Annotated in this window: 12 protein-coding genes; 6 read left to right on the forward strand and 6 right to left on the reverse strand. The window is 37.5% G+C overall.

Annotated features, from left to right (window positions below; all coding sequences use genetic code 11):
- Positions 1 to 100 precede the first annotated feature (100 nt).
- The 3 genes from mtnA to N3F66_08640 are packed head-to-tail and all read right to left on the reverse strand — an operon-like array spanning position 101 to position 3,277.
- Complete coding sequence (mtnA, locus tag N3F66_08630; GenBank protein ID MCX8124214.1) at positions 101 to 1,138, reverse strand: S-methyl-5-thioribose-1-phosphate isomerase; 1,038 nt, start codon at positions 1,136 to 1,138, stop codon at positions 101 to 103.
- A 10-nt stretch (positions 1,139 to 1,148) separates the two neighbouring features.
- Entirely contained in the window at positions 1,149 to 2,060 is a 912-nt protein-coding gene (locus tag N3F66_08635) for a response regulator (protein ID MCX8124215.1), read from the reverse strand.
- Positions 2,057 to 3,277 (reverse strand): bifunctional 3,4-dihydroxy-2-butanone-4-phosphate synthase/GTP cyclohydrolase II, encoded by a 1,221-nt coding sequence (locus tag N3F66_08640; GenBank protein ID MCX8124216.1) that lies wholly within the window; start codon positions 3,275 to 3,277, stop codon positions 2,057 to 2,059. Before N3F66_08640 ends, N3F66_08635 begins: the two co-directional genes overlap by 4 nt.
- 219 nt (positions 3,278 to 3,496) lie before the next feature.
- Here N3F66_08640 and N3F66_08645 point away from each other — a divergent pair, with 219 nt between their 5' ends.
- The gene (locus N3F66_08645) at positions 3,497 to 5,362 is read left to right on the forward strand and encodes a long-chain fatty acid--CoA ligase (GenBank protein MCX8124217.1); all 1,866 of its coding nucleotides are present in this window, start codon (positions 3,497 to 3,499) and stop codon (positions 5,360 to 5,362) included.
- Positions 5,363 to 5,371: 9 nt separating this feature from the next.
- On the opposite strand, the gene N3F66_08650 is transcribed toward N3F66_08645, so the two are convergent.
- Entirely contained in the window at positions 5,372 to 7,126 is a 1,755-nt protein-coding gene (locus N3F66_08650) for a methyl-accepting chemotaxis protein (protein MCX8124218.1), read from the reverse strand.
- Positions 7,127 to 7,558: 432 nt separating this feature from the next.
- On the opposite strand from N3F66_08650, the gene N3F66_08655 reads away from it, so the two are divergent.
- From N3F66_08655 to N3F66_08675, 5 genes are read left to right on the forward strand one after another with little or no spacing between them, the layout of a single operon-like run.
- Entirely contained in the window at positions 7,559 to 8,413 is an 855-nt protein-coding gene (locus N3F66_08655) for a phosphatidylglycerol lysyltransferase domain-containing protein (GenBank protein MCX8124219.1), read from the forward strand.
- The gene (locus tag N3F66_08660; protein MCX8124220.1) at positions 8,410 to 10,689 is read left to right on the forward strand and encodes a DEAD/DEAH box helicase; all 2,280 of its coding nucleotides are present in this window, start codon (positions 8,410 to 8,412) and stop codon (positions 10,687 to 10,689) included. Before N3F66_08655 ends, N3F66_08660 begins: the two co-directional genes overlap by 4 nt.
- Positions 10,652 to 11,815 carry a ribonuclease H-like domain-containing protein gene (locus N3F66_08665; protein MCX8124221.1) on the forward strand — a complete coding sequence of 388 codons (1,164 nt, stop codon included), beginning with the start codon at positions 10,652 to 10,654 and terminating at the stop codon, positions 11,813 to 11,815. Before N3F66_08660 ends, N3F66_08665 begins: the two co-directional genes overlap by 38 nt.
- Positions 11,812 to 12,537, forward strand: a complete 726-nt coding sequence (locus N3F66_08670) for a class I SAM-dependent methyltransferase (protein MCX8124222.1) — start codon at positions 11,812 to 11,814, stop codon at positions 12,535 to 12,537. Before N3F66_08665 ends, N3F66_08670 begins: the two co-directional genes overlap by 4 nt.
- A complete protein-coding gene (locus N3F66_08675; protein MCX8124223.1) occupies positions 12,537 to 12,887 on the forward strand; it encodes a hypothetical protein in 351 nt (116 codons plus the stop codon). Before N3F66_08670 ends, N3F66_08675 begins: the two co-directional genes overlap by 1 nt.
- A gap of 12 nt (positions 12,888 to 12,899) precedes the next feature.
- Here the strand turns inward: N3F66_08675 and N3F66_08680 are convergent, their stop codons facing one another.
- Both N3F66_08680 and N3F66_08685 read right to left on the reverse strand, forming a co-directional pair.
- Complete coding sequence (locus N3F66_08680; protein MCX8124224.1) at positions 12,900 to 13,544, reverse strand: methyltransferase domain-containing protein; 645 nt, start codon at positions 13,542 to 13,544, stop codon at positions 12,900 to 12,902.
- A 17-nt stretch (positions 13,545 to 13,561) separates the two neighbouring features.
- On the reverse strand, positions 13,562 to 14,347 hold the full coding sequence (locus N3F66_08685) for an ABC transporter permease (GenBank protein ID MCX8124225.1): 786 nt from the start codon (positions 14,345 to 14,347) through the stop codon (positions 13,562 to 13,564).

Here is a 14,347-nt window from a genome sequence, read left to right on the forward strand (position 1 = left end):
TTCTTACGGTATGATGAAGTTTACCGCAAGAGGTATTCCATTGCCGGGTGGGTGTAGTAGTAATAAGGGTCAGAGCCCTATAGCAGCTTTACAACAGTAACTATCGCATATTCAAAAGAGGTGCAATTCCAGTAGTAGATGGGTTTTCTATTACACCTACTTCAGTAATAATAGCAGTAATATTTTCTGCTGGTGTCACATCAAATGCTGGATTTTTTATAAATATCCCTTCAGGAGCTATCTGTACACCCTGAATAAATGCAACTTCATCAATGCTGCGCTCCTCGATTATTATGCTATTTCCATCAGGGGTATCTGGATCCAATGTTGAAAGTGGTGCTGCTACATAAAACGGTATATTATGAACTTTTGCTAAAATTGACATTGTGTATGTTCCAATCTTATTGGCAGTATCACCATTGGCTGCAATTCTATCAGCTCCCACAATAACACACTGTATCTCACCCCTCTTCATGAAATGACCTGCCATATTGTCACAAATAAGAGTTGTGTCAATGCCATCTTTAAAAAGCTCCCACGCAGTAATGCGTGCACCCTGCAAATACGGCCTGGTTTCGCATGCATATACTTTTATTTTTTTTCCATGTTCAACTGCACTCCGTATCACACCTAATGCAGTTCCATAGCCACCAGTAGCTAACGCTCCTGCATTACAATACGTCATTACTGTAAAACCATCTTCAATAAACTTATGGCCATTTTCTCCAATTTTTTTATTTATTGTAATGTCTTCATCATGAATTTTTTTTGCTTCATTGACAAGATCACTTTTACATTTATCAATATCTTCTGCTTTTTCAATAATATTTTTCATTCTTTTTATAGCCCAGAAAAGATTCACTGCAGTTGGTCGTGTTGATGCAAAAATTTCACACACCTGCGTCATTTCTGTTTTAAATTCATCTATGTTACTTGTTTTACTCTTAGTTGCAGCAAGTGCTATGCCCATTGCAGCCGCTATGCCTATTGCAGGGGCGCCTCTTATTACCATTGAGCGAATAGCATCTGCAATATCATGGTAATTAGTATAATGGCGGTATACCTCCTGAATTGGTAACATCCTCTGATCTATCATGGAAACCGCTGTGTCATCCCAGTGTATGGTGTAATACATTATTTCCTCCTCCTTACTGTATGGTTCTATATTTTCTCATTCGTATTTGTCTGCCACCCTTATCCCAGGCAACTTCATCCATATGTACCTGAATTATAAAAAGGCCTCGTCCACTATTTTTTAAAAAGTTTTCAGGATCCCTTGGGTCGGCTACATTTGTAAAATCAAACCCCTTACCTTCATCTTCTATAATATACTCTACATATTCACCAGTATAATGATATTGAATGGTCACTTTGCGTTGATTAAACTTTGGGTCCTGTAAACGCTTTTGTATTTCATCATTAAATCCTTTCATTCCCTGTTCTTCACGAACTTCAGATGGTATTTCCAAATTCCCATGATACATTGCATTAGATAATGCTTCTAAAAGTGCCATTGAAATATTTTCCGCAGTTGTATGATTACAGAACTTTGCGTAGGGAAGATGCTTTGTTAATTCATATGCTACAGTTTCCGCTATAGTTTCATCTACTGGTATAACAAGAGTCTTTTGATCATATATAAGGTACTGTCCCAACTTGTTTTCCAAACTGTGTTGCTGTTTTCGCCTTAAAATATTTCTTACTATTGATGCAACTTCATTAATGTCAAAGGGTTTTCTGATAAAATCTATTGCACCATAGCGCAATGCTTTTATTGCATCCTCAATGTTACCTTGTCCAGTAATTATTAGTGTGGGCACTGGATTATCGCTTGCATTAATATGACGTAATAATTCAATTCCATCCATTTTTCTTAGTTTAATATCAGTAATGATAAGATCAAGATTTCGTTCACTACTTTTTAATAAAAAGAGTGCATCTTCTGCCTTACTCAATGAGATTATGTTATAACCTAAACGCGACAGTTTCTTTTGAAGGCTATAGCGGATGACCTCATCATCATCAACAACAACGATTGTAGGTGATTCACCATTCTTCAAGACTTCTTTTCCCCTGGAAACTCTAGTATCAGATGCCCCAACTTATCCTTTTTTGTTTTTAAATAGTGATAGTTTTCTTTAATAGGTGGTATCTCTATAGGAACTCGCTCCACAATGGTAAGTCCATACCCTTCAAGGCCAATTACTTTCTTTGGATTATTTGTCATAAGGCGGATAGTTGATAACCCCAAATCAACAAGTATCTGTGCACCTATTCCATAATCACGCAAGTCTGCAGGGAATCCTAACTTTAAATTAGCCTCTACGGTATCATAACCCTGCTCTTGTAGGTGATATGCTTTTAACTTATTACTTAAACCTATACCCCGGCCTTCCTGACGCATATATAACAACACACCAAGACCTTCTTTCTCTATCATTCGCAATGCCTGATGCAGCTGCGAACCACAATCACACCTGTGCGAACCAAACACATCACCTGTCAAACATTCGGAATGGACGCGCACCAACACATTTTCCCTTCCTGCTACTTCCCCTTTTACCAGAGCAATATGGGTTGCATTATCAACTTCGGTTTCATAAGCTATAATTGTAAAATCGCCAAATTCAGTTGGCAAATGTGCTTCTGATATCCTGCGGACAAGTCGTTCTTTATGCTGTCTAAATTTTATTAGGTCTTCTATTGTCCCAATTTTAAGATTATGCTTTTCAGCAAATTTATCTAAATCTGGACGTCGCGCCATTGTTCCATCATCATTTAAAATTTCGCACATTACTGCTGCAGGGTATAGACCAGCTAATCGTGTTAAATCAAGTGAACCCTCTGTATGCCCTGCTCTTACCAGCACTCCTCCTTTTTTTGCAGCAAGAGGGAAGATATGGCCTGGCTTATTCAAATCTTGTGGTTTTGTTCGCGGATCAATAAGTACTTGTATGGTTTTTGCCCTATCATATGCGGATATACCGGTTGTTGTCCCCTCTTTGGCATCCACTGAAACTGTAAATGCCGTACAGAATTTATCAGAATTTTCTGGTACCATTAATGGCAAACCTAATTCCTGCAATCGCTCCTGTGTCATTGCTATACATATTAATCCTTTGCCATACGTTGCCATGAAATTTATCTTATCTGGTGTACAATATTGTGCAGCAACAATAAGGTCTCCTTCATTTTCCCTGTCTTCATTATCAACAAGGATAATCATCTTTCCATTGCGTATATCTTCAATTAATTCGGGTATGGTGGCAGTCTTCATATGTTTTCTCCTATCAATTACACTAAAAAAATTAGTTTACTATAGTCAAGAGATTTATATTTTAACTTTATACTAGTAACATTTAACTATTGTAAAATTATTATCAAAAGTTTTCATATTTTGTTGACGCAAAACTATATATACAAATATACTATACAATACATGATTTTCAAGGATTCTCGACTGAGGTAGTTATATCATGCTATCCGGGAGCATAGTATGGAAGAGTTAATAGAAATTATCCAGACATTAGAATATACAGACAAAAACATTCCTGCAATAGAAATTCATTCATATTTAAACCATTTACATAAACCAGTATTTTATTCAAAAAATTTTAATAAAGAAACACCCGACAAATTTGCAGCTGTAACTGGAAAAGAATTTTTAACCATTCAGTATAATATCGCATCAGCACTTTTTAGTTATGGAGTGGAAAAAGGCAGCGTAGTTGGTATTTACAGCAGGAACAATTTATATTATGCGGCGACAGTTTTTGCTGCAATGTCCTTAGGTGCTATAGTTGCCCCAATTTACCCAACCATTTTACAAGATGAGCTGGAAGATATATTACGCGATTCGGGTTGCAAAATCCTCTTTGTTGGTGATATGGCCCAATTTCAAAAAGGATTTGCAATACTGAATAAAATCCAATCTCCATTACGCAGATTAATCACTTATTTTAATACTCATACACGACATAACCAACTAATTACTATAGATGAGTTGTTAAAATTAGGTGAAACCAAGGCTCATTATAAATCCATTAATAAAATCATACCTGATATTAATCCCGATGATAATGCAGCGCTTATATATACACCGGGGACTACTGGTGAACCCAGAGGGGCATTGCTTACCCATGGGAATCTTCTATCTCAGAAAGTTGTTATTCCAATGTTTAATTTCACTGATAAAGATATTCGCTTAGCGCATCTGCCTTTTAGCCATATATATGGCTTCTCTGCAGATTTATTAACCAGTGCATATACAGGTGCACCTATGGCAATATCTACTACATTCGAAAGTGAAGAAATATACCGTAACATGATCGAAATCAAGCCAACAGTAATTGCAACAGTTCCTAGAATGTATGAAAAATTATATATAAGTACTATTCACACCATCAAAAGATTTAATCCATTAAAAAAATTTATTTATATAACTGCAATACATGTAGGTAGAGAATGTTATATTGCCCAAACTTCAGGAGGCACAATTCCTAAAGGTGCTGATATCATCAATACTTTACTATCCCCAATAAAAAAAAGTATTCGAAAATTGATGCACATGCAACAGGTCAGGCTTCTCTTTTCCGGTGGGGCACCATTACCTTTGGATGTTGCATATTTTTTTGGCGGTATTGGTTTGCCCATTATTGAAGGGTACGGTTTAACCGAAACATCCCCAGTAGTGACTATCAACCGCATCGAGAAGAACAAACCTGGTACCGTCGGAAGTCCCGTTCCAGGAGCTGAGATTAAAATATCGGATGAAGGAGAGATACTCATCAAAGGCCCTATGGTATTTAAGGGATATAACAAAATGAGACCTGAAGAAAAAGCAGAAATTTTTACCCCTGATGGCTACTTCAGATCAGGAGATATAGGAATAATAGATGAAGATGGTTACTTACGCATTACTGGAAGGCTAAAAGATATAATAATTACTTCACAAGGTAAAAACATTGTCCCTTTGAATATAGAAAAAAAATTTGAATCAGAACCATTGATAAATTATATATGTGTAGTTGGTGACAGGAGAAAATATTTATCAGCCCTTATTGTACCTAACTTTCATCTATTACGCCAATACGCACGAGAACACGGTATCACCTGTAAAACTGATGAAGAACTAGTTTCCCATCCTCAAATACAATCATTGTATAAAACCAGGGTCAATGAAATCTGCCAGAGCTTACCACCATATGAACAAATAAAAAAATTTACACTTCTTTCACATGACTTTTCGGTAAAAGGCGGCGAACTTACCCCAACTTTTAAATTCAGGCGAAGCCAGATCCATGAAAAGTATAAAGATATTATTGACCTGATGTATCCAAAGAGCGATATTACACGATTGTAGATGAATATTTTAAACCTTAAATTCTTCTATTTCCCTATTCATTGAATTTATCTTTTCAACCAACGCTTTTGCTGTTTCGGTAATTTCAAGTCCTTTAGCAGCATTCTTTTGTGCTAGTTCATTAATTGACCCAATTGTATTTGATATTTCATCGATAGCTCTTTTCTGTTCATCCATTGCCATTTTTATCTGTTCCGATTGTGAACGTACCGCTTCAACGCTTTCAAAAGCCATTGAATTTTCTCTTGCTTGCTTGCCAACTGCCTCAGATAAAGCTGTTATATGTGAAACAATTATATCAATATCTTTAATTATAATATTAATAGTATTAATAACCTGTGCAACATTTTGCATTCCTGTCTTGATTTCCTTGTCATTGTTGAGTATAAGATTGCTAATTGTTTTTATACTTGTTGCTGTCTGATCAGCTAATTTTGAAATCTCATCAGCAACAACTGCAAAACCCCTTCCATAATCACCTGCACGAGCTGCTTCAATAGCAGCATTCAGTGACAAAAGATTTATCTTATCAGAAATATCATAGATAATAGCGATAATACCGGTTATCTCGCCTGAACTTTTCCCAATAGTATTCATGGTTTCATTCATCAATGCCAGCGATTCCTCCCCTGATTTTGCACTATGAGCAATATCCTGCATCTTCTGTAAAGCTTCCTGGGTTAATTTCACCATATCTTTCATTATGGTAGTTGTTTCTTTCATTACTTTTGATAATGATGCAATTCCTTCAAACTGTTGATCTGTATTTGATTTAACGTTTTCTGTTCCTGCAGATACCTGTTCAACTGATGCTGACACTTCTTCTATTGCAGCAGCCTGATCCTGTGAATTCTGCATAAAACCTGAAAGTATTTGCAAAAGCTGTTCTGAAAACGAATACAAATAACCTGAATTCATCTTTAAGGTATGTTTGATAAAATCATTTTGTTTTCTGTTAATTTCAGCTTCTTCTGCCATTTTTTGATGCAATATTACTGTTTCTTTTGCAATATCAAAATACTTTCGTAGAATCGCCCCCATTGACAATAATATGAAAAGAGTTATTCCCACCACAAAACGAGCATAACGAAGCTCTGGAGTGAAATCATAAAATTGCCCAGTATAGACACTGATAACATCAATCACTGCGCCATATATCGCACACATCAAACCTATAAATGACATTAAAAGATATTTCACTCGTTTGTGAATTATCATATCAATAATGAAGCTAGAAAATGCATACAGTATTAATAAAGCCAGTATGCCATCACGTACAATATAGAGTGGACCTTCAACCCCACGCCCATGGTCAGCTTGGCGCAATAACCAATCATGACGATGATGTGTAACTGAAACAAATACATCTGGATATACAAATGCAATGATAACAATAAGTATCGTAATACCCAGCATAACTCTGTAAACAATAGCATTAATCTTTTTCCATGCAGGTGTCATATCAAGCATCTGGTGGAGGAAAAATGGTATACCAAATACAAGCATCGATGCACCAACTTGTTCCATTCTATGAAATTGCATTCCGATATCAGGTTTTAAAATCCATCCCATTACAAGAATCAATGATTCACTCACTACAAATAAAAATCCTGATATTCCTATAATTACCATTGATAAATGCAGCATTTCTCTGGATTTTAAATACATGAGAATGTACAGCATCATTCCAAAAAACAAAATACCTGAACAAAAAATAGCCGGGAATATCTGGGATGCTTCTATTGTCTGTTCAAATTGTATCATGACATATATCCTTAAAAAATGTTTTCAAGATGTGTATTACTTTAGGTTAGCATTATATTACTTTGTAACGCAAGAGAAATTTATATTTATACTCAATCATTATTAAACTTTACTCCTGATCTAACCAATAAAGACATCTTCCTGAGGATATCTATATCCTGAATTTTTACCACTTCCAAATACAAAGTAACCAAATGTCACCGGCCCCACCCTTCCAATAAACATCGTAAGTGTAAGTAATAATTTACCAACTTAAAGTAAATTGTGCTGTGATACTCGTTGAAAGATTGTGTTGTAAGTTATGAAAAGTTTTACAATAGTTTAATCATACAATGATCAAAAAACTTTTATTGGTACTTTAACAAAAATTAGATTGCAAAAGTATGTATACTTCATACACTGCAATAAAACAATTGGCAGTGTAACAATACTATGGCATTGAAAGAATATTCGTTAGAGCTATCGCATAAAAATATTTTGCAGCCGTTACTACAAAAGGTAAAAGTACCAATATCAGAATATTCATTTGCTAATTTGTATCTTTTTCGTTCAGTGCACAATTACACATTAATAGAAGCTGATTGTATTGCATTACAAGGTATTACATATGATGGCAAAAAATACATCATGCCGGTGATGCCGCTTGATGAACACTATGCTGAAAAACTGATAGCACTTTTGCAACCCGATATGTATATATTCCCTATACACGATAGCTGGCTGCATTTCTTTACTGAAAAAGGCTTTACCTATCATTATAATGATGCTGATTCTGATTATGTGTACACCAAAGAAAAATTGGCAACATACTCTGGAAAAAAGCTGCACAGCAAAAAGAACCTTCTTAATCAGTTTACCGCGCAGTACAGTGTTGAAGTGCTTCCCCTAACAAAAGAAAAAATTAACGATGCACTTTTTGTACTTGAAGAATGGAAGAAAACCAATAGCAGTATTGCTGATGTAGCCGCATGTGTCGAAGCATGTATGCTGCTTGATGAATTATCGCTATGTGGGAGCGTGTATTATGTTGACGCAAAGCCCGCAGCCTTTATCATTGGCGAAGCAATCACTGATGATATGTTTGCCATTCATTTTGCAAAAGCAATTACATCCTATAAAGGTATTTATCAGTACCTTTACAACCACTGTGCTAAAGCCTTGCCAGCGCAGTATAAGTACTTTAATTTTGAGCAAGATTTAGGACTTGAACCGCTACGATTTGCAAAGCGTTCATATCAGCCCGATATGATAATACCTAAATACCGTGTGGGTGCAAAACAATTATGACAATAGAACAGCTTATTGAATATTTAAGAAATTACGAACCATTCATGAAGCAGGTAGCTGCATGGCATACTATCCCTGCAAAAGAAGCGGTGTATGCCCCATACCCCGATGACATAGATGAGCGTATACACAGTGTATATGTTAAGCGTGGTATTGAAAAGCTGTACAGCCATCAGCGTGCAGCGTATGATGCCCTTAAGCGGAAAGAAAATATTGTGGTGGTAACACCCACTGCATCAGGAAAAACATTATGTTATAATCTTCCTGTGCTCAATTTCATGGCAAAACACCCCGATGCACGGGCACTGTATATTTTCCCCACAAAAGCTCTGTCGCAGGATCAGCTTTCCGAACTGCAGGAAATCATGAAGCTTACCGGTTTATCAATCAAAACATATACCTTTGATGGCGATACACCACAATCGGCCCGCAAGGCTATACGCACGGCAGGCAATATAGTCATTACCAATCCTGATATGCTGCATTCTGGCATTCTACCGCATCACACCATCTGGGTTAAACTGTTTGAAAATCTCCAGTACGTGGTAGTTGACGAAATCCATACATACAAAGGTGTCTTTGGCAGCCATTTTGCCAATCTCATACGTAGATTAAAACGTATATGCTTGTTTTATGGAAGCTCTCCGCAGTTTATCTGCTGCTCAGCAACTATCGCCAACCCTCAGGAACTTGCCCAGAAGCTTTTTGAAATGCCATTTACTGTTATCGATAACAACGGCGCTCCCCGTGGCAAAAAGCACTTTGTGATATATAATCCACCTGTGGTTGACCAAGCACTGGGAATCAGGGCATCAGCGGTGAAGGAAGCTGCCAAAGTTGGATCACTGTGTATAAAAAATAATATCCCCACAATTATCTTTTGCCGAAGCCGCCTGCGTGTTGAAATTATTGCCACATATTTAAAAGAAAAGTGTGCGGGGTATTCCATTGCAGCTTATCGTGGGGGCTATTTGCCTAATGAGCGCAGACAGATAGAAAAAGGACTGCGTGAAAAAAAGATACACGGGGTTGTATCAACCAATGCACTTGAGTTGGGGATTGATATCGGTATGCTTGATTGTGCAATCTCAGTGGGCTATCCGGGTTCCATTGCGTCACTGCAGCAGCAATCAGGCCGTGCTGGCCGACGTGGAACTGATTCACTGGCAATAATGGTTGCTACAAGTTCGCCGCTTGATCAGTATATCGCTGCCAACCCGCATTTTGTATTTGAAAGCAACCCTGAAATGGCAAACATAAATCCTGACAACCTGCTCATTTTAATGGACCACATTAAGTGTGCTGCATTTGAGATTCCCTTTGCAATTGATGAACTGTTTACTCCGCACCACAGCACCACGCGTGAAATGCTTGAATACTTAGCTCAGAAAAATATACTGAAAGAGTCGGGTGGTAAGTTTCACTGGATGAGCGACATTTATCCGGCTAATGATATTTCGCTGCGCAGTGCTTCACAGGATAATGTGGTGATAGTTCATAACGATAATCATGCGCAGGTTATTGGCCAGATTGACCTTCCCTCAGCGCCAACCATGATACACCAGGATGCCATCTACCTGCATCAAGGGCAACAGTATTATATCGATACATTAGACTGGGACCGCAAGATAGCCTATTGCCACGAAGTGGAATCCGATTACTATACCGATGCACAAGAAAAAACCGATATCCACGTGCTGGAAGAATTTGAATCAAAGCAGCTTTCTATTGCAACCGTAAGCTTAGGTGAAGTAAACGTACGTACCAAAGCTATCATGTTTAAAAAGATTAAATTTAACACACATGAAAATATCGGCTGGGGCAAGATTAATCTTCCGGAACTAGAAATGCATTCAACGTCAGTGTGGTGCAGCTTCAATGATGACGTACTGAATTCTATGGAACGTGAAGAGGCTGGCGAAGTATTTTTAGGACTATCATACATTTTGCGAAATATTGCACCACTGTATACACTTTCAGACTACGCTGACATCCGCGTTGTATTTGAAAACCGTTCGCACTTTACAAATCAGCCAACAATATTTATTTATGATTCGATCCCCGGTGGCGTTGGCATTTCCCAGAGGATTTACCAGATATTCGGGCTGATAGCACAGGCGTCAAAAGAAGCAATAGCTGCCTGCAATTGTGCGCAGGGCTGCCCTGCCTGCATTGGGCCTATGATAACAAAAGAAGGCATTAAGCAAAAAGTAATTACACTCTTAGAAACATTGCACAATGAATCTGAAGGACAAACTCAACATATATTACACTGACAAAGGTGCACCTGTAACCGATAGCTCCTGGATAAAAGACGCTGGCGGAATTGTGATTGCCACACCGTTAGGTGATACCATTACGTTTGTTAAAAATTATAACGCCTCATCATTACATATCGATACATACCATGCTGACCTTACAGATTACTGTAACATGCATCACGTTGAAAACGTTCACCTAGACCAGTGTGTGTTTTTTGATATTGAAACGACATCGCTCACAAGCGGTACCGGAAACTACGCATTCCTGATTGGCCTGGGATATTTTAGCGGCGATACGTTTACTGTTGAACAAATCTTCATGCGCCAGTACAGCGAAGAGCCTGCAGTACTGTACCACTGCGCTGAAATACTCAACAAATTTAAAACCATTGTGACATTTAATGGCAAAACCTTTGATATCCCAATTATAAAAAATCGCTACAGGCTCAACCGCATACAGGGCTTTCCTGTCTCCATGCCTGTAATTGACCTTCTTAAACCTGCACGTGCAATCTTTAAATCAATCTATGCAAGCTGTTCATTAAAATCACTTGAAGAGCTTTTACTTGGAATTACCCGCACTGATGATATACCAGGCTATCAGATTCCTGATGTGTATTTTACCTATCAAAAGACAGGTTTTGACCCCAGATTGCCAGCTGTTATCGAACACAACCGGATAGATATCACCTCAATGGTTTTGCTACTTGTGTTTTTTAACTCACTGTACCAACTCATTCATACAAAAAAATTTGATCAGGTCCCTGCCCATCTGTATAAAAATATTGCAAGGCACCTTTACTCGCGCAATATTCAATTATTTGTAGAACTCATTGAGTACGCCGGGCATGCACTGTTAGACAATGACCATTCACTGTTTAAAAAATATTCCACTTCATTAAAGCGCCTAGGGCATATTGACAGAGCACTTACATTTTGGGAAACCAATATTAATCTTTTTTCACTTGAGGAATTAGCAAAACACTATGAGCATAGAGTGAAAGATTATACAAAAGCACTGGAATATTGTAATTGGGCGATAGCACATAGCACTACACTCACAGGCAACCAGCAACTCATTGAACGATACAATGCCAGATTCACTCACAGAATTAATCGTTTGAAAAGAAAAATACAATGAAATCATACCATTACCTAGCACCATATTATGACTATATGCTCAAACATGTAGATTACACAACATGGTACCATTACTTGCGAATGGTAATGTGCAAATATATTCACAATCCACGCACAGTACTTGAGCTTGGATGTGGTACCGGAAAATTTGGACCAAAATTTTCAATGGATGATTACGAAATCTATGGTATGGATAAATCTCTGGAAATGCTAAAAATTGCAAAACTGAGAGCATACAAACATTATCATGTGTTTTGCGGTGATATAACATGTTTTGCACTATCAAAAACAATTGATTTTATATTTTCGGTACACGATACATTCAACTATATTCTTGATTACAATGATTTTTTGAATGCATTACGTTGTGTTCGCTTCTGCATGGGTAATGAAAGCATTTTCCTGTTTGACCTTACTACAGAATATAATATTATGAATAATTTCCACAATAAGCTCATCACCTTTACTGTCAAAGGGACAGATATCAAGTGGCATAATGAATACGATGCACATTCAAAAATATTATATTCAAAGTTGACGTTTACTACACATACCAATACAGTGGTAGAAGAGCATCTTCAGCGCATATATACTGTCGATGAAGTTATACCACTCATTGAAAAAAGTGGCCTTGCAATAATTGATATCGTAGGGGATTATACACTGAAGCCACCACATGAAGAAACAATTATGGTTAACTTTATTACTAAACGGGCACGGTGATGATCGAAACAATTCTATACATCCTGTCATTTGGTTTAGGCATTGCAATATTTTTATACCTACTTTCACTGTACCATCACATTAAAGAAAAAGATGCAAAACCTCCAAAAACACAACCCATAAAGAAAGCAATGTATACTATTCCACAAGAACCCAGATCTCAAAGTTCTGAAGAACCCGTACATCTAAAGGAGAGAACATGCCCGGTGTGTGGATCAAAACTCAGCAAGTACGAAGCTTTATATGCATCAAAAGTTGTGAGAGGAAGCACAAAAATTTTAATATATGGCTGCCGCTATTGTTACAAACCAGATGAAGATCCTGATAAAAAGAAAAAGTCGGATATATAAAATTCTTGAAACTCAGCCATAAATGCCAATGATTGGCATAAAGCTGCAAAACTCCTTAAACACTACCGGATACAGCCCTTCAACATTGTCATCCCTATGATTAAGCATAAGTGCTATCTGCTGTTGATGTGCAGGACCCATAGGAAATACCATCATGCTGTCAGGCTTCATAACATGCAATAATAAAAGAGGCCGTTTACGGCAACCAGCCAAAATAATTGCGCTATCAAAAAGACCTAACGATTCGTCAATATCAGTACCATCACCAGAAAAAATACGAACATTTGATAATCCAGCTTTTTTAAACCGCTGTTTTGCAAGCACAGCTAATTCTTCATCAATTTCTATAGTTGTCACGCTCTTTGCCAGTTGTGCAAGTATTGCTGTTGAATAGCCTGATCCAGTACCAATCTCAAGTACGTGAAAATCTTTCTTTATGCCACAATAATGAATCATCTTTGCAAGTATCAGCGGCTCATCACTTGTTTCGCCTCTGCCAATAGGAATTGGCTCAAATCCGTATAATCTGTCCTCATAAATTTCATCAAAAAAATCTTCCTGATTTACAGCAGCAAATGCATCAACAATTCTTTTTGGAATTTTATTTTTGTGTAAACGTGTAATAAATTCTTCTTTTCTTTTTTTGAGTGTTTTCATAGGCGCTAGTTTCTATGCTACTCAATAAATTGCAAAAGATAGGTCAAGAAATAATCCGAAATAAGTATAGTCATTGATGATGCAACTACCGCTCGTATAGTGGACCTGCCAACACCTTCAGCACCACCAAATGTGTTGAATCCCTGATAACAGGCAATGATTGCAATTTCAATGCCAAAAAATACTGACTTGAAAAGCCCTGTTAAAAAGTCCATAACCCTTAAATAGTTAAACACATTTTCTACATATTTGTCGATAGTTATACCTAAGCTAAAGTAGGCAACAAATGCTCCACCCAGTGATCCAACAACATCCGTGATGACAACAAGCACCGGCGTCATCACAAGACAGGCAATGAATCGCGGCACCGACAAATATTGCACAGGATTAGCATCAAGTGTAATAAGTGCATCAATCTGTTCAGTGACACGCATAGTACCAATTTCAGCAGCAATTGCCGAACCAACTCTCCCAGACAAAAGAAGCGCGGTGAGCACCGGGCACAATTCTCTGAACATTGCAATTGACACCGCACTGCCAATAAATACCGAAGAACCCGACATAAGCGAATCCATGGCTTTGCCTATCTGCAAAGCCATAACCATTCCGGTGAAAAAAAGCGTGATACATGTTACCGGCAACGACTTATACCCAATTTCAAGCATTTGCGTCAAAATATTTTTTGCATCAAAGGGAGGTTTGAAAATCCACTTAACAGTATCAGCAAAAAACAATGTATGCTTACCTACTGATTCAAAAAACTGTATAACTGTACGTGGTAGTGTTATATCTGTGCCGTTCAT

This window comes from Spirochaetota bacterium, assembly GCA_026414805.1.
GTDB lineage: Bacteria > Spirochaetota > UBA4802 > UBA4802 > UB4802 > UBA4802.